The sequence below is a fragment of the Streptomyces sp. NPDC088785 genome (assembly GCF_044750685.1).
Classification (GTDB): Bacteria; Actinomycetota; Actinomycetes; order Streptomycetales; family Streptomycetaceae; genus Streptomyces.
Genome location: NZ_JBIVKH010000001.1, coordinates 423,669 through 439,759 on the forward strand (window position 1 = coordinate 423,669; position 16,091 = coordinate 439,759).

Annotated in this window: 14 protein-coding genes; 10 read left to right on the forward strand and 4 right to left on the reverse strand. The window is 72.7% G+C overall.

Translation table 11 applies throughout. From position 1 onward, the window contains the following. The first annotated feature begins 67 nt into the window (after positions 1-67). Positions 68-1,345: an alanine racemase gene (locus ACIP5K_RS01845; RefSeq protein WP_401403965.1), complete on the forward strand. Its 1,278-nt coding sequence runs from the start codon at positions 68-70 to the stop codon at positions 1,343-1,345. A 98-nt stretch (positions 1,346-1,443) separates the two neighbouring features. Next, complete coding sequence (locus ACIP5K_RS01850; protein WP_401403967.1) at positions 1,444-3,060, forward strand: amidohydrolase family protein; 1,617 nt, start codon at positions 1,444-1,446, stop codon at positions 3,058-3,060. Between the two features lie 21 nt (positions 3,061-3,081). Here the strand turns inward: ACIP5K_RS01850 and ACIP5K_RS01855 are convergent, their stop codons facing one another. Then, the gene (locus ACIP5K_RS01855; RefSeq protein ID WP_401403969.1) at positions 3,082-3,702 is read right to left on the reverse strand and encodes an alpha-ketoglutarate-dependent dioxygenase AlkB; all 621 of its coding nucleotides are present in this window, start codon (positions 3,700-3,702) and stop codon (positions 3,082-3,084) included. A 137-nt stretch (positions 3,703-3,839) separates the two neighbouring features. Between ACIP5K_RS01855 and ACIP5K_RS01860 the strand changes: the two genes are divergently transcribed. The 4 genes from ACIP5K_RS01860 (at position 3,840) to ACIP5K_RS01875 (ending at position 7,496) form a co-directional block, all read left to right on the forward strand. Then, positions 3,840-4,997 (forward strand): ThiF family adenylyltransferase, encoded by a 1,158-nt coding sequence (locus tag ACIP5K_RS01860; protein WP_401403970.1) that lies wholly within the window; start codon positions 3,840-3,842, stop codon positions 4,995-4,997. Further along, positions 4,994-5,671, forward strand: coding sequence for a GNAT family N-acetyltransferase (locus tag ACIP5K_RS01865; protein WP_401403972.1), 678 nt, complete (start codon positions 4,994-4,996; stop codon positions 5,669-5,671). The genes ACIP5K_RS01860 and ACIP5K_RS01865 overlap by 4 nt, the downstream gene beginning before the upstream one ends. Before the next feature lie 103 nt (positions 5,672-5,774). Continuing rightward, positions 5,775-6,986, forward strand: a complete 1,212-nt coding sequence (locus ACIP5K_RS01870) for a pyridoxal phosphate-dependent aminotransferase (protein ID WP_401403974.1) — start codon at positions 5,775-5,777, stop codon at positions 6,984-6,986. A gap of 96 nt (positions 6,987-7,082) precedes the next feature. Then, on the forward strand, positions 7,083-7,496 hold the full coding sequence (locus tag ACIP5K_RS01875; protein ID WP_401405225.1) for a hypothetical protein: 414 nt from the start codon (positions 7,083-7,085) through the stop codon (positions 7,494-7,496). Positions 7,497-7,660: 164 nt separating this feature from the next. Here ACIP5K_RS01875 and ACIP5K_RS01880 read toward each other — a convergent pair whose 3' ends face one another. Then, entirely contained in the window at positions 7,661-9,517 is a 1,857-nt protein-coding gene (locus tag ACIP5K_RS01880) for a phosphoenolpyruvate carboxykinase (GTP) (protein ID WP_401403976.1), read from the reverse strand. 297 nt (positions 9,518-9,814) lie between these two features. Here ACIP5K_RS01880 and ACIP5K_RS01885 point away from each other — a divergent pair, with 297 nt between their 5' ends. The 3 genes from ACIP5K_RS01885 to ACIP5K_RS01895 all read left to right on the forward strand — a co-directional run bounded on the left by ACIP5K_RS01885 (position 9,815) and on the right by ACIP5K_RS01895 (position 12,802). Then, complete coding sequence (locus ACIP5K_RS01885; RefSeq protein ID WP_401403977.1) at positions 9,815-10,504, forward strand: hemolysin III family protein; 690 nt, start codon at positions 9,815-9,817, stop codon at positions 10,502-10,504. 115 nt (positions 10,505-10,619) lie between these two features. Next, positions 10,620-12,185 (forward strand): MFS transporter, encoded by a 1,566-nt coding sequence (locus ACIP5K_RS01890; protein WP_401403979.1) that lies wholly within the window; start codon positions 10,620-10,622, stop codon positions 12,183-12,185. A gap of 5 nt (positions 12,186-12,190) precedes the next feature. After that, positions 12,191-12,802, forward strand: a complete 612-nt coding sequence (locus ACIP5K_RS01895; protein WP_401403981.1) for a TetR/AcrR family transcriptional regulator — start codon at positions 12,191-12,193, stop codon at positions 12,800-12,802. A gap of 4 nt (positions 12,803-12,806) precedes the next feature. Here ACIP5K_RS01895 and ACIP5K_RS01900 read toward each other — a convergent pair whose 3' ends face one another. Together ACIP5K_RS01900 and ACIP5K_RS01905 are read right to left on the reverse strand one after the other, a co-directional pair. Further along, positions 12,807-13,118 (reverse strand): hypothetical protein, encoded by a 312-nt coding sequence (locus ACIP5K_RS01900; RefSeq protein WP_401403983.1) that lies wholly within the window; start codon positions 13,116-13,118, stop codon positions 12,807-12,809. Positions 13,119-13,198: 80 nt separating this feature from the next. Beyond that, positions 13,199-15,226, reverse strand: coding sequence for a thioredoxin domain-containing protein (locus ACIP5K_RS01905; protein ID WP_401403985.1), 2,028 nt, complete (start codon positions 15,224-15,226; stop codon positions 13,199-13,201). Positions 15,227-15,508: 282 nt separating this feature from the next. Between ACIP5K_RS01905 and ACIP5K_RS01910 the strand changes: the two genes are divergently transcribed. After that, positions 15,509-16,075 carry a Uma2 family endonuclease gene (locus ACIP5K_RS01910; protein WP_401403986.1) on the forward strand — a complete coding sequence of 189 codons (567 nt, stop codon included), beginning with the start codon at positions 15,509-15,511 and terminating at the stop codon, positions 16,073-16,075. The last annotated feature ends 16 nt before the right edge of the window (positions 16,076-16,091 follow it).

Below are 16,091 nucleotides of genomic sequence, written 5' to 3' on the forward strand. Positions count from 1 at the left end.
GACAGCAGTGAGCGACATACGCAATGACCGTTGCAAATAATGCAACAGTCCGCCTCGAGGAGGGCCCATGACCGCCGACCGCCTGGACGAGCTCGCGCAGGAACGGGTGGACTTCCGCTTCAAGGGACTGCCCCCCGAGGCCGAGGGCGCCACGGTCGGCGAGCTCGCCGACCGCCGCCTCAACCTCTTCACGGACGGCTTCACCAGCCCCGTCCTCGCCCTCTCCGCCGAGCGCCTGGAACACAATCTCGCGCTGATGGAGACCTACGCCACGCGCCACGGCCTGACCTTCGCCCCGCACGGCAAGACGTCGATGGCGCCGCGGCTCTTCCACCGGCAGATCGAGCACGGCGCGTGGGGCATCACCCTCGCCGTGCCGCACCAGGTGCGGGTGGCCCGGCACTTCGGCGTCGAGCGGATCTTCCTGGCGAACGAGCTGGTCGACGCGGCCGCGCTGCGCTGGCTGGCCGCCGAACTCACCGCCGACCCCGCCTTCCGGTTCGTCTGCTACGTGGATTCCGTACGCGGCGTGGAGCTGATGCAGGCCGCCCTGTCGCAGGCGGGCGCGACCCGGCCGGTGGACGTCGTCGTGGAGCTGGCCGCCGGAGCGGGCGCGCGCACCGGGGTCCGCACCGAGGCCGAGTGCGCGGCCGTCGCCGACGCGGTGGCCGGCGCCGACCGGCTGCGGCTCGTGGGCGTCGCCGGGTACGAGGGCGAGGTGCCGCAGGCCGACGGCGAGCGGGTCCGCGCCTGGCTGCGCCGGCTGGTCGCGCTGGCGGCGGAGTTCGACCGGGCCGGGCGGTTCGCGGGCCTCGACGAGATCGTGGTCAGCGCGGGCGGCTCCGCGTGGTTCGACGCGGTGGCGGACGTGTTCGCACAGATCCCCGAGCTGGGCGCACCGGTCCTGAAGCTGCTGCGCTCCGGCGCGTACGTCTCGCACGACGACGGCCACTACCGCCACCTCACGCCGTTCAACCGGGTCCCCGAGGAGGGGGCGCTGCATCCGGCGTTCCGGCTGTGGGCGCAGGTCGTGTCGCGGCCCGCGCCGGACCAGGCCTTCATCAACGCGGGCAAGCGCGACGCCGCCCACGACCTCGACCTGCCCGAGGCCCAGGCCGTCCGCCCCGCCCGCGGTGGCGCGGTGCGCGAGGCCACCGGGGTCGCGGTGACGGGCCTCTCCGACCAGCACGGGTGGCTCGGCCTGGACGACGGGGCGGAGCTGGAGGTGGGCGACTGGCTCGGCATGGGCCTGTCGCACCCCTGCACCGCGTTCGACAAGTGGCAGCTGATCCCCCTCGTCGAGGCCGACGGCACGGTCGTGGACTACATCCGCACCTTCTTCTAGGCCCCGCGTCCGGCGCGCCGCCGTGGCCCCTCCCCCGGCCGGCGGTGACGACGGCGCGCCCCGACCCCCGACAACAACTGGCAGACGAGAGGCTCCCCATGGACCTGGTCATCAAGAACACCCGAGTGATCGACGGCACCGGCGGAGCCTCCTACCGCGCGGACGTGAAGATCGCCGAGGGCCGCATCGCCGAGATCCACAGCGACCGCGACCCGGGCCCGCGCCCGACGGCCCCCCGCACCCTCGACGCCACCGGCCTCGCCCTGAGCCCCGGCTTCATCGACATGCACGCCCACAGCGACCTCGCGCTGCTGCGCGACCCCGACCACAGCGCGAAGGCCGCCCAGGGCGTCACCCTGGAGGTCCTCGGCCAGGACGGCCTGTCCTACGCCCCGGTGGACGACCGCACCCTGGACCAGGTCCGCCGCACCATCACCGGCTGGAACGGCGGCGGCCCCGACGACACCTCCGTCGACTTCGACTGGCGCACGGTCGGCGAGTACCTGGACCGCCTCGACCGCGGCATCGCCGTGAACGCCGCCTACCTCATCCCCCAGGGCACGGTGCGGATGTACGCGGTCGGCTGGGAGGACCGCGACGCGAGCGACGCCGAGCTGGACCACATGAAGCGCCTCGTCACCGAGGGCCTGGAGCAGGGCGCGGTCGGCATGTCGTCGGGCCTCACCTACACGCCCGGCATGTACGCCAAGGACGCCGAACTCACCGAGCTGTGCCGCACGGTGGCCGCGTACGACGGCTACTACTGCCCCCACCACCGCAGCTACGGCGCCGGCGCGCTCGACGCGTACCGCGAGATGGTCGAGCTGTCCCGCACCGCGGGCTGCGCCCTGCACCTGGCGCACGCCACGATGAACTTCGGCGTGAACAAGGGCAAGGGCGTGGACCTGCTCGCCCTCCTCGACGGGGCGATCGCGGCGGGCGCCGACATCAGCCTGGACACGTACCCGTACACGCCGGGCGCCACCACGCTCGTGGCGATGCTGCCGAGCTGGGCCAACGAGGGCGGCCCGGACGCCACCCTCGCCCGGCTGCGCGACGACGCGGTCTGCGAGCGGATCCGCGAGCACGTCGAGGAGATCGGCTCCGACGGCTGCCACGGCGTCCCGATCGAGTGGGACCGCATCGAGATCTCGGGGACGACGGACCCCGCGCTCGCCTCCTACGTCGGCAGGACCGTCGCCGAGTCCGCCGCCGAGCGCGCCGAGTCGCCCTGGACCACCGCGCGCCGCCTGCTGCTGGAGGACGGCCTGGGCTCGACGATCCTCCAGCACGTCGGGCACGAGGAGAACGTCCGCGCGATCATGCGGCACCCGGTGCACACCGGCGGCAGCGACGGCATCCTCCAGGGCACGAAGCCGCACCCGCGCGCGTACGGCACGTTCCCGCACTACCTCGGCCACTACGCCCGCGACCTGGGCGTGCTGTCGCTCGAGGAGACGGTCGCGCACCTCACCGCGCGGCCGGCGGCGCGGCTGCGGCTGCGCGACCGCGGGCTGGTCCGCGAGGGCTACCGCGCGGACCTGGTGCTGTTCGACCCGCAGACGGTGGCGGCGGGATCGACGTTCGCGGCGCCGCGGACCCTGCCGGAGGGCATCCCGCACGTCCTGATCGACGGCAGGCCGGTCATCGAGGACGGCCGGCGCACCGACGTCCTGGCCGGCCGCTCGGTCCGCCGCACCCCCGCCGCCGCGTAGCGCCCGACGCCGCCCGCCGCGTCACCGCACCCCGCTGGGCCGGAACTGCACGCTGATCCGCGGCCCGATGGCCCGGGCCGACTTCGGGATCGCGTGCTCCCAGGTGCGCTGGCAGGACCCGCCCATCACGATCAGGTCCCCGTGTCCGAGCGCCCGCCGCACGGCGGTCCCGCCGGAGCCGACCGGCCGCAGCAGGAGGTCCCGCGGCGCCCCCACGGACACGATGGCGACCATGGTGTCCACCCGGGCGCCGCGCCCGCTCCGGTCCCCGTGCCAGGCGACGCTGTCCCGCCCGTCCCGGTAGTGGCAGAGCCCGGCGGTGGTGAACGGCTCCCCCAGCTCCTCGGCGTAGTGCGCGGACAGCGCGTCGCGGGCGGCGTCGAGCACCGGATGCGGAAGCTCCTGCCCGGCGCCGTAGAACTTCAGCAGCCGGGGCACATCGACCACGCGTTCGTACATCTGCCGCCGCTCGGCCTGCCAGGGCACCGCACCGGCCAGGTGCTCGAACAGCGCGTCGGCGCCGCGCAGCCAGCCGGGCAGGACGTCGATCCAGGCGCCCGCCCCGAGCTCGGTCCGCCGCACACCGGCGAGCGGGCCGAGCGCGATCTCCTCGGTCTGGTCGAACAGCGATCCCTGAAGCATGACCCCACCGTACCGCTTTATTCGAACGTACACTCGAACAACAGATGTCCCAGAGTACGAATCGTTCATGTTTTCCCGTAGCGCAAAACCCTTGCGCGCCCCCATCGCACCCCTTCGCGCTGCTAATTTCACCGACTGTGATCAATACCGCCCCCTCCGTCACTCTCCGCGCAAGCAAGCGAGGAGCGCCGGACACCCCGGCCGTACCGGCCCCCTGGCGCCCCGTCCTGCTGCGTCCCGTCGACCCCCGGGACCGGGCCCGCCTCGACTCGCTGCGCGCCTCCGGCGACGTACGCGAGACGCACGACCGCCTCGCCGACCAGCTCGCCGAACTCGTCCGCTGCCTGCGCCCGGGCGACGCCCCGGCCGGGCCCGCGCGGGACGCCGCCGTCGCCGACGTGCTCGCCGGCGCCGATCCGCGCCTCTACGGCACCTGGGTCTGGTACCCCTGGTCGGGCCGGCTCGTCCGGGTGCTGCCCGAGCGGGAGTTCCGCCGGGTGCGCACCGACCGCAACCGGGACAAGATCACCAGCGCCGGGCAGGAGCGCCTGCTGCGCCGCAGGATCGGCGTCGTCGGCCTCTCCGTGGGCAACAGCGCCGCGCTGACCTGTGCCATGGAGGGCGTTGGCGGATCGTTCCGGCTGGCCGACTTCGACGACATCGGCCTGAGCAACCTCAACCGGCTGCGGGCGGGCGTGCACGACCTCGGCCTCGCCAAGACCGTCCTGTGCGCCCGCCAGATGTACGAGACCGACCCCTACCTCGACATCGAGCTGTGGCCCGAGGGACTCACCGAGGACGGCGTCGGCGCGTTCGTCGGCGCCGGGGAGCAGGCCCTCGACCTGGTCGTCGAGGAGTGCGACACCCCCTGGGTGAAGACGGCCGTGCGCGAGCACGCGCGGGCCCGCCGGGTGCCCGTCCTGATGGACGCCAACGACCGCGGGCTGCTCGACGTCGAACGCTTCGACCTGGAGCCGGACCGCCCCCTCTTCCACGGCCGCGGCGGCGGCCTGACGGCGGCGCAGGTGCGCGGCCTCGCCCCGGCCGACGCGCTCGCCCACCTCCTCGACATCTGCGACGAGGCGAACCTGAGCCCCGCCATGGCCGACGCCCTGCGCCGGATCGGCACCACCCTGTGCAGCTGGCCCCAGCTGGCCAGCGGGGTGGCGCTCGGCGGCGCCCTGGTCACCGACACCGCCCGCCGGATCCTGCTCGGCGAGCCGGTCGCGTCGGGCCGCTACTACGTGGACCTGGAGCGGCTCGTGGGCCGCGTGCCGGTGGGAGCGCTCGCGTGAACCAGCTGCCCGAACTGCACGGCCACCGGCTCTGGCTGCGCGAGCTGCGCCCCACCGACCTGGCCCCGTTCGAACGCATCCACACCCACCGGGTGCTGACCCGCTACCTCGGCATCGACCGGATGGACGCCCGGCAGGCCCAGGACGCCTTCGTGCAGTGCCTGACCCAGCCCTTCGCCCACCCCCGGCGCAAGCACACGATGGCCGTGTGCGCCCCCGGCGACGACACGATGGTCGGCATGATGGGCCTGCTCGTCGAGGAGTACGGGCGCAACGCCATGCTGACCAGCCTGGTGCTGCTGCCCGACGCCCCGGTGCGCGGCCACGGCCACGAGGCGGGCCGGCTGCTCATGGCCCACGGCTTCGGCCCGCTCGGGCTGTACCGGATCTGGGCGGGCCACCGCGCCGACCACACCCGGATGCGGGACATCATGCTCGCGGCGGGCCTGCGCCCGGAGGCCACCCTGCGCGGCCTCTTCCACACCCAGGGCGCGTGGCACGACGTCACCACGTACGCGGCCCTGGCCCCGGAGTGGATCGAGCACGCGACCCCCGCCGAGCGGGCCATCCTCGCCGGCACCGCCGCCGACGGCCCGGAGCCGCTGCCAGTGGCCCATCTCACCCGCCCCCGCGACCAGCTCGTTCAAAGCCCCGCCGGACCCCCGACCCCGTGATCCGCAGCCCATCGGCGCTCCGTGCCCGCGCATCCGCGGTGCGCCCGCCACGGGTGGCGCGAACGGCGCGCGCCGGGCCGAAACACCGCCGTAAGGTCTGAGCATGCAGCTCATCCAGTCGACCAAGCTCGCCAACGTCTGCTACGAGATCCGGGGCCCGGTGCTCGAGGAGGCGATGCGGCTGGAAGCGGCGGGGCACCGGATCCTGAAACTGAACACGGGAAACCCGGCGGCGTTCGGCTTCGAGTGCCCGCCGGAGATCCTGGAGGACATGCTCCGCAACCTGGGGGACGCCCACGGCTACGGCGACGCCAAGGGCCTGCTCGCCGCCCGGCGCGCGGTGATGATGCACTACCAGACGCTCGGCGTGGAGACCGACGTCGAGCACGTCTTCATCGGCAACGGCGTCTCCGAGCTGATCGTCATGGCGATGCAGGCGCTGCTCGACGACGGCGACGAGGTCCTCGTCCCCGCGCCCGACTACCCGCTGTGGACGGCGGCCGTGTCGCTCTCCGGCGGTACGGCCGTCCACTACCGCTGCGACGAGCAGGCGGACTGGATGCCGGACCTCGCCGACATCGAGCGCAAGGTGACCGACCGCACCAAGGCGATCGTCGTCATCAACCCGAACAACCCGACCGGCGCCGTGTACAGCGACGAGATGCTGCGCGGCCTCACCGACATCGCGCGCCGCCACAACCTGCTCGTCTGCTCGGACGAGATCTACGACAAGATCCTGTACGACGGGGCGACGCACACGCCGACCGCCGCCGTCGCCCCGGACGTCATGACGCTCACCTTCAACGGCATGTCGAAGGCGTACCGGGTCGCCGGGTACCGCGTCGGCTGGATGGCCGTCTCCGGGCCGCGGGCGCACGCCGCGTCGTACATCGAGGGCCTGACGATCCTCGCGAACATGCGCCTGTGCGCGAACATGCCGGGCCAGCACGGCGTCGTCGCCGCGCTCAGCGGCCGCCAGACGATCAACGACCTGGTGCTGCCGGGCGGCCGGCTCAAGGAGCAGCGCGACGTCGCGTACGACCTGCTGACCCGGATCCCGGGCGTGACGTGCGTGAAGCCCAAGGGCGCGCTGTACCTCTTCCCGCGCCTCGACCCGAAGGTCTTCAAGGTCAAGGACGACCGGCAGCTGGTGCTCGACCTGCTGCGCGCCGAGAAGATCATGGTGGTGCACGGCACGGGCTTCAACTGGCCCGAGCCCGACCACTTCCGCGTCGTCACGCTGCCCTCGGCGCAGCAGCTGACGGAGGCGGTCACCCGGATCGGGACCTTCCTGGACGGCTACGGCCAGCTCTGACGGGTGGATCCCGGCTTACTTTGGACAAGTTCTAACTTAGACAGTTTCCAAGGTACGATGGAGACCAAGCTTCGCCGTCGTCGCCTGGAGGCCGCCATGTACGAACCGATCCGCACCAAGTCGGTCCACACCCTGGCGGCCGGTCCCGGCGACTTCCCGCACCGCTCCCGCGAGGAGGAGCTGGACATCCAGCTCGCCGGGCACCTGTCCGCGCTGCTCGCGGTGACGGACGAGATCCGGCAGGCCGCCGCCGACCCGGAGCTGGACCGCGCGGCGCAGGAGCTGACCGCCCAGGTCGCGCGGCTGCGCGGGGGTCACCCGCCGGTCCGCTCGGCCGTGGCCGCGGCCATCCACGAACCCCACGTCGACGGCCTGCACCAGCGGGCGCACGCCCTCGCCGGGCGCGCCCTGGTCGTCGCCGCCTCGCGCGCCGACACCGCCGCCGCGATCCTGGCCGCCCGGCGCATGGAGTACCACGCGGGCGCGGGCCACCTGGTCTCCGCCGCGTAGCCGCACCGCCCGCGCGCCCCGCGCCGGGACGGGCCCGGGACGGGCGAGGGCCCGCCGCCTCCCGCCGTCCCCAGGGGCTTGCGGGGGCGGCACGGGAGGGCGACGGGCCCGTGATCCCGTACGCCGTTGTACGGGACCTCGCCGGTCTTCTCGGGCGGGGCGGGTCAGCCCAGGCGCTTCACCAGCGCGTGGTACTCGTCCCACAGCTCCTTCGGCGTGTGGTCGCCGAAGGTGTTGAGGTGCTCGGGGACCAGGGCGGCCTCCTCGCGCCAGACCTCCTTGTCGACGCTGAGCAGGAAGTCCAGGTCGGCCTCGGGCAGGTCCAGGCCGTCGGTGTCCAGGGAGCCCTTGGCGGGGAGCACGCCGATCGGCGTCTCGACACCCTCCGCGCGGCCGTCGAGCCGCTCCACGATCCACTTCAGGACGCGGGAGTTCTCCCCGAAGCCGGGCCACACGAAGCGGCCGTCCGCGTCCTTGCGGAACCAGTTGACGTAGTAGATCTTCGGGAGCCTGTCCGCGTCCTTGTCCTGGGCGACCTTCACCCAGTGGGCCATGTAGTCGCCCATGTTGTAGCCGCAGAACGGCAGCATCGCGAACGGGTCGCGGCGCAGCTCGCCGACCTTGCCCTCGGCGGCGGCCGTCTTCTCGGAGGCCACGTTCGCGCCGAGGAAGACGCCGTGGTTCCAGTCGAAGGACTCGGTGACCAGCGGCACGGCCGAGGCGCGGCGGCCGCCGAAGAGGATCGCCGAGATCGGCACGCCCTTCGGGTCCTCCCACTCGGGCGCGATGATCGGGCACTGCGCGGCCGGGGTGGTGAAGCGGGCGTTGGGGTGGGCGGCCGGGACGCCCGACGCGGGCGTCCAGGAGTTGCCCTTCCAGTCGGTGAGGTGCGCCGGGACCTCCTCCGTCATCCCCTCCCACCAGATGTCGTTGTCGTCGGTGAGCGCGACGTTGGTGAAGACGGAGTTGCCCCACAGCGTCTTCATCGCGTTGGCGTTGGTGTGCTCGCCGGTGCCGGGCGCGACGCCGAAGAAGCCCGCCTCGGGGTTGATCGCGTAGAGCCGGCCGTCCTCGCCGAACCGCATCCAGGCGATGTCGTCGCCGATCGTCTCGACGGTCCAGCCCGGGACGGTGGGCTCCAGCATCGCGAGGTTGGTCTTGCCGCACGCCGACGGGAACGCGGCGGCGACGTACTTCGCCTCCCCCTGCGGCGGGGTCAGCTTGAGGATGAGCATGTGCTCGGCCAGCCAGCCCTCGTCCCGCGCCATCACCGAGGCGATGCGCAGGGCGTAGCACTTCTTGCCCAGCAGGGCGTTGCCGCCGTAGCCGGAGCCGTAGGACCAGATCTCGCGGTCCTCGGGGAAGTGCGAGATGTACTTGGTGCTGTTGCACGGCCAGGCCACGTCGGCCTCGCCCTCGGCCAGCGGGGCGCCCAGCGTGTGGACGGCCTTCACGAAGAAGCCGTCCTCGCCGAGTTCGTCCAGGACGGGCCGGCCCATCCGGGTCATCGTGCGCATCGAGACGGCGACGTAGGCCGAATCGGTGATCTCGACGCCGATGGCGGACAGCGGGGAGCCGAGCGGGCCCATGCAGAACGGGACGACGTACATCGTCCGGCCCTTCATCGAGCCGCGGAAGATGCCGCCGTTGCCCTCGTTGCCCCGGAAGATCTCCCGCATCTCGTCGGGGGCCTTCCAGTGGTTCGTGGGGCCGGCGTCCTCCTCCCGCGCGGAGCAGATGAACGTCCGGTCCTCGACCCGCGCGACATCGGTCGGGTCGGAGGCGGCGTAGTAGGAGTTCGGGCGCAGCGTCGGGTCGAGCTTGCGGAACGTGCCCTTGGCGACGAGTTCGTCCGCGAGCCGCTCGTACTCGGCCTCGGAGCCGTCGCACCAGACCACGCGGTCCGGCTGGGTCAGTCCGGCGATCTCGTCGACCCACGAGATCAGTTCCTGGTGGGTGGTCGGGAGGGTGGTGGGGTCCTGGGAAACAGGGGAAACGGGAGCCGCGATGTCGCGCGCCACGATCGCTCCTAATGAGGGTGTTGAGTTGGTTGCCCCGTGGGGGCCGCGACCCGGACGCTGCGCCTCCCGTTCCACTGTTTCCCAGTGAGCGCTCATCCGGTGCCGACCGCACTCATTTGATCATCCGACCGTTTCGCCCATCTGTCCAGGGGGGCTCACAGGTGAGCGACGTGAGCATTGCCACTCACGCCGCGGGGGCGCGGAGGCTTAACGATCGATGAATTCGGGTTGCCCCGAGGCCGGATCCGGGGGTCAGCCCTATCTGTTACTTACGGTCGCGTAGGTACGATGCCGGGCATGAGCGTCGCCGCAGAGCAGTCCGGTCCCCCCGTCGCCCTCACCGATCCCCCCGCCCTGAAGCCGAAACTGCGGGGCTGGCTGCACGCGGGCATGTTCCCGGCGGTGCTCGTCTCCGGCCTGTTCCTGACCGCGCTGGCGGACTCCACCCGGGGCCGGGTGGCCTGCGGCATCTTCGTCCTGACGGCCTGCCTGCTGTTCGGGGTGAGCGCGCTCTACCACCGGGGCGACTGGGGGCCGCGCGCCGACGGCGTGCTGCGCCGGCTGGATCACGCCAACATCTTCCTGATCATCGCCGGCACCTACACCCCGCTGACGATGCTGCTGCTGCCGGGCGCCAAGGGCGACGCGCTGATGTGGGGCATCTGGGCGGCGGCGGGCGCGGGCATCGCCTTCCGCGTCTTCTGGGTCGGCGCCCCGCGCTGGCTCTACACCCCCTGCTACATCGCGATGGGCTGGGCGGCGGTCTTCTTCCTGCCGGACTTCATGCACGCCGGCGGCGTCGCGGTGCTCGTCCTGGTCGTCGTGGGCGGGCTGCTGTACAGCGCGGGCGGCGTCATCTACGGCATCAAGCGTCCGAACCCGTCGCCGCGCTGGTTCGGCTTCCACGAGGTGTTCCACTCCCTCACCCTCGCGGCGTTCGCCGTGCACTACGTGGGCATCTCCCTGGTGGCGTACCAGCACGGCTGACGCCCCACCCCCCTCCCAGCACCTCCCAGGCCGCGGCCCACCAGCCGCGGCCTTTTCGCGCGCGGAAGTGACTCCTCATTGACACACACTAGGAAGTGACAGTTACTCTCAATTCATGGTTACTGTCATAGCACCTCCGGAGTCGCGCCCGGATCCCCGGCGCTGGTGGGCCCTCGGGGCCCTGGTCGCGAGCATGCTCGTCCTCGGTTTCGACATGACGATCCTCAACGTGGCCCTTCCGACGATCGCCGGGGACCTCGGCGCCAGCACCGGTCAGCAGCAGTGGATGGCGGACGCGTACATCGTGGTCTTCGCCGCGCTGATGCTCCCGGCCGGACTGCTCGGCGACCGGTTCGGGCGGCGCCGCATGCTGATCACCGGGCTCGGCGTCTTCCTCGCCGCGTCCCTCGTCGGCGCCCTCGCGAGCGACGTCGCCTGGGTCGTCGTGGCCCGCGCCCTGATGGGCGTCGGCGGCGCGTTCGTGATGCCCCTCGCGATGTCCGTGCTGCCCTCGCTCTTCCCGCGCGACGAGCAGACCAGGGCCATCGGCCTGATCTCGGCGGCCTCCGCGCTCGGCATGCCCCTCGGCCCGATCATCGGCGGCTGGCTGCTCAACCACTTCTGGTGGGGCTCGGTGTTCGTCCTGAACGTGCCGATGGTCGCCCTCGGCATCACCGCCTGCCTCCTGCTGCTCCCCGAGAGCCGCGACCCGGCCGCGCCCCCGGTCGACACCGTCTCCACCGTCCTCACCGCCCTCGGCCTCGGCAGCCTCATCTACGCGATCATCGAGGGCCCGGGCCGCGGCTGGGGCGACGCCCTCGTCGTCGGCGGGTTCGCCGCGGCCGCCCTCCTGCTCACCGCGCTCGTCCTGCGCGAGCGGCGCGGTACCCGGCCGATGCTCGACCTGTCGCTGCTGGCCCACCGCGGCTTCCTCAGCAACACCCTGACCGCGACGCTCGGCATGTTCGTCCTGTCCGGCGTGCTGTTCCTGCTGCCGCAGTACCTCCAGGCCGTCCTCGGCGCCGACGCGCTCGGCACCGGGGTGCGGATCCTGCCGCTGATGGCCGGCATGCTGCTCGCCGCGCGCCTCGCGCAGCCGCTCGTCGTCCGGTTCGGGGCCCGCCCGGTGGTGTGCGCGGCGCTGACGGTGCTCGCCTTCGCCGCGTTCCTCGGCGCCCGCACCACCGCCGCGTCGGGGTACGGGTTCACCGCGCTGTGGCTGTCGATCGCCGGGATCGGCGTCGCCTTCGCCATGATCCCCGCGATGGGCGGCGCCATGGCCGCCCTCGCCAAGGACCGGGCCGGACGCGGCTCGGGCCTGCTGAGCACGGTCCGGCAGACCGGCAGCGCGCTCGGCGTGGCCCTGCTCGGCGCCCTCGTCGCCGGCGCCTACACGGACCGGCTCGTCACGGCGGGGCTGCCCGGCCCGGCCGCGCGGGCCGCCCGCGACTCGGTGACCGGCGCCCACGCGGTGGCCGGACGCCTCGGCGACCGGGCGCTCGCCGCGTCGGCGGACAGCGCGTACCTGCACGGCATGGACCTCGCCCTCGTCGTCATCGGCGTCGTCGCGCTCGCCTCGGCGCTGCTCGCGGCGGTCCTCATGCCCGGCCGCGTCCGCCCCGCCGACACCACCGCGTCCGGTACGGAGGTGGCCCCGATCAGCGCCGATGCCCGACAATGAGTGCCATGGCCGCGTCAGCACAGACGCCCGCGGAGCCCAAGGTCGGGCTCCGCGAGCGCAAGAAGATCAAGACCAGGACGGCGATCCGCGAGGCGACGTATCGCCTGATCGAGGAGCAGGGGTACGACGCGACGACGGTCGAGCAGATCGCCGAGGCCGCCGAGGTGTCGCCGTCCACGGTCTTCCGCTACTTCCCGACCAAGGAGGACATCGTCCTCACCGACGAGTTCGACCCGGTCCTGGAGCGCGAGCTGCGGGCCCGGCCGGCGGACGAGTCGATCGTCGACTCCGTACGGCACGTCGTGGAGCACGCGATGGGGCTCGCGTTCGGGCAGGAGTCCCCCGACGTCGTCCGGATGCGCACCCGCCTCCAGGTCGAGACGCCCGCGGTGCGCTCCCGGATGATGGAGTCGATGTCGGTCACCGGCCGGCTGATGTGCCGGGTGATCGCCGAGCGCACCGGCCGCGACGCCGACGGCCTGGAGGTCAGGGTCTACGCGATGGCCCTGGTCGGCGCCATCATGCAGGCCACCATGTACTGGGCCGAGCACGAGCACGAGGAGGACCTGCGCGACCTGGTGCTGCGCGCCCTGGACACCGTCCAGCAGGGGCTCTGACCGCTCAGGCGCGCCCCAGGTCGGCGAAGCCCAGCGGCTTCAGGGAGATGAAGCTCCACGTCGAGCCCTTCGCACCGGCCTTGACCCTGATGTCCTCGTTGCCGGACGCCGCCGACGACCAGCGCACGCGCAGGGTGTGCGCGGTACCGCAGCGGTTGCGGTAGTACACCGTCGTCGTGAGGGTGCCGCCGTCCTTCCAGGACCAGGCGAAGCAGCCGGTGACACCCCGGTGGACCGTGTCGGGGCTGAGCGTCGGGGCGGGGCTGACGAGGAGCGGCGCGGCGGCGAGGGCGGCGGTCGCGAGGTAGCGGATCATGCCCTACGTATCTCAGCGACCGCCGTGCAGGAAACGGCCTGTGCACCGGTCCAGTGACACCCGGCGCCGCACCGGGCGGGTCAGGACGCCGCTTCGCCCACGATCTGTCGCAGCCGGTCGGGATCGGTCACCGGGGTGTCGCACGCGAAGTGCCGGCACACATAGGCGGTGTCCCGGTCCCCGAGCCGCGGCCGGTCCGCCAGCAGCGGCAGTTCGCCGCCGCCCTCGGGCCCGGCGGCGACGACGGCGCCGGGGGCGGTCCCGGTGAGCGCGGTGTGGTGCAGCCGCCCGCCGACCTCCCCGACCACGGCGATCTCCCGGGGCCCGTCGAGCAGCGCCTCGGCGACCGCCAGCCCGTTGCCGATGAAGCGGGGCACGCGCGGGCCGAGCGCCTTGACGACGCCCAGCGCCCGCTCGGCGGCGGTGCGGTGCGGCTCGGAGCCGGTCTGGGCCGCGTACGACAGGAGGGCGCCGGCGGCGGCCGTCCAGCCGGAGGGGGCCGCGTTGTCCGTCGGGTCCTGCGGGCGGCGGATCAGCCGCTCGGCGTCCACGGCGGTGTCGAAGAGCGCCCCGCTCCCGGCGTCCACGAACCGGTCCAGTACGTGATCGAGCAGGAACCCGGCGAACTCCAGCCAGACCCCCTCCCCGGTCACCGCCGCCAGCGCGAGGAAGCCCTCGGCGACATCGGCGTAGTCCTCCAGGACGCCCGCGTTGCGGCCGGCGCGGCCGTCCTTGCTGGTGCGGGAGAGACGGGCCTGCGGGTCCATGTGCAGGCGCACCAGCAGATCGCCCGCGGCCACGGCGGCGTCCACGAGGTCCTGCCGCCCGAAGTAGGCGCCGGTCTCGGCGAGCGCGGCGATCGCCAGGCCGTTCCAGGCGGCGACGATCTTGTCGTCCCGGCCGGGCGCGGGGCGCTCGGCGCGGGCCGCGAGCAGCCGCCGCCGGATGTCCGCGATCCGCTCCGCGTCGAACACCTCGTCGCTCTGCGGCAGCCGGAGGACGGAGGCGCCCTCCTCGAAGGTGCCCTCGTCGGTGACCCCGAAGTACCGGGCGGCGAGCCGGCCGTCCTCCTCCCCCAGCACCTCGGTGAGCTGCGCCGGCGTCCACACGTAGTAGGCGCCCTCGACGTGCTCGCCGCTCGCCGGGTCCTCGCTGTCGGCATCCAGCGCCGACGCGAAACCGCCCTCGTTCGTGCGCAGTTCGCGGACCATGAAGTCGGCGGTCTCCAGGGCGGTCCTGCGGGCCGACTCCGAGCCGGTGGAGCGCCACAGATGGGCGTACGCGCGGCACAGCAGCGCGTTGTCGTAGAGCATCTTCTCGAAGTGCGGAACCGTGAACTCGCGGTCCACGGAGTAGCGGGCGAAGCCGCCGCCGAGCTGGTCGTAGATCCCGCCGCGCGCCATCCGCTCACAGGTGTCCGCGGCCATCTGGAGCGCGCCCTCGGCGCCGGTGCGGGCGTGGTGGCGCAGCAGGAACTCGATGACCATGGACGGCGGGAACTTGGGCGCGCCGCCGAACCCGCCGTACGTGGCGTCGTACTCGCGCACCAGGCCCAGCAGCGCCTGCCCCAGCTCCTCCGCGCCGGGCACCTCCGTGCCGCCGTGGGTCAGTTCGCGCGCCGCGAGGTCGGCGCTGATCTTCCCGGCGACCTCGGCGACCTCTCCGCGCCGCTCGCTCCAGGCGTCGCGCACCCCCTGGAGCACCTGCCCGAAGGAGGGCGAGCCGTGCCGCGGCTCGGGCGGGAAGTACGTCCCGAAGTAGAACGGCTCGGCGTCCGGCGTCAGGAACACCGTCATCGGCCACCCACCGTGCCCGGTCGCGGCCTGCACGGCCTCCATGTAGACGGCGTCGACGTCGGGCCGCTCCTCCCGGTCGACCTTCACGGCGACGAAGTTCTCGTTGACCAGCGCGGCGGTGGCGTCGTCCTCGAAGGACTCGTGGGCCATGACGTGGCACCAGTGGCACGCGGAGTAGCCGACCGACAGCAGGACGGGCACATCACGCCGCCGCGCCTCCTCGAACGCCTCCGGCGTCCAGGGCCACCAGTCGACGGGGTTGTCAGCGTGCTGAAGCAGATAGGGCGAGGTCACGCCAGCCAGCCGGTTCATGCCGTCAGCCTCTCACAACGCCCCATCCCGCCCGGGCAAGGCGGACACGGCGACCTCTCGCGGTGCCACCGATGCCGGTTCGTCGTCGCGGGCGGTTCCGGATCCCCTCGGAACACCCGCCATCCGCGTGGCCCGGGCGGGCGACGGCGGCCACGGCAGGGCGCAACGGGCGACTGCCGACATCTCCCGGCAGCCTCCGGAATCGGATACCCCGACATCGCAGGACAGTAGGCTGATCCCGACAGCGCCGAGACCGTCCGGGCTCCTCAAGGGAGGTACGTCGTGACCGCCGAAATGATGGCACCCGCGTGGATGCATACGCAGATCAGCGTCGAACAGTACGACTCCTGGACCGAAGAGCAGTGCGCCGGTATCGAGATCGTGGACGGAATGGTCGTCGTGAGCCCGAGCGCGTCCAAGCGGCACAACCGGCTGGCCCGAATCCTGGCCAACGCCCTGGACGCCGCCGCGGGCCCGGACTGGAACGCCGACACAGACTTCGACGTCCGCCTTCAGGACGTCCCCCTCACCAACCGTCGCCCGGACGTCACCGTGTACCGGGCGGAGACCATCGACCTCACGCCCACGCGCCCGGAGCACGTACTCCTGGTCGTCGAGGTGGTGTCGCCGGGTTCGGAGACCACCGACCGGATCGTGAAGGTCGACCAGTACGCCAAGGCGGGCATCCCCTTCTATTGGCGGGTCGAGCAGGCCGCCACCGGTGTCCCGATCGTGTACACCTACGTCCTCGATCCCGCGATCGGGGCCTACAGGAACGGTGAGATGTTCACCGGCACCGTGAAGGCCACAGCACCTTTCTCCGTCACGGTCGATCTCGGGGTCGTGTAAGGCACGGCGCAGTCGC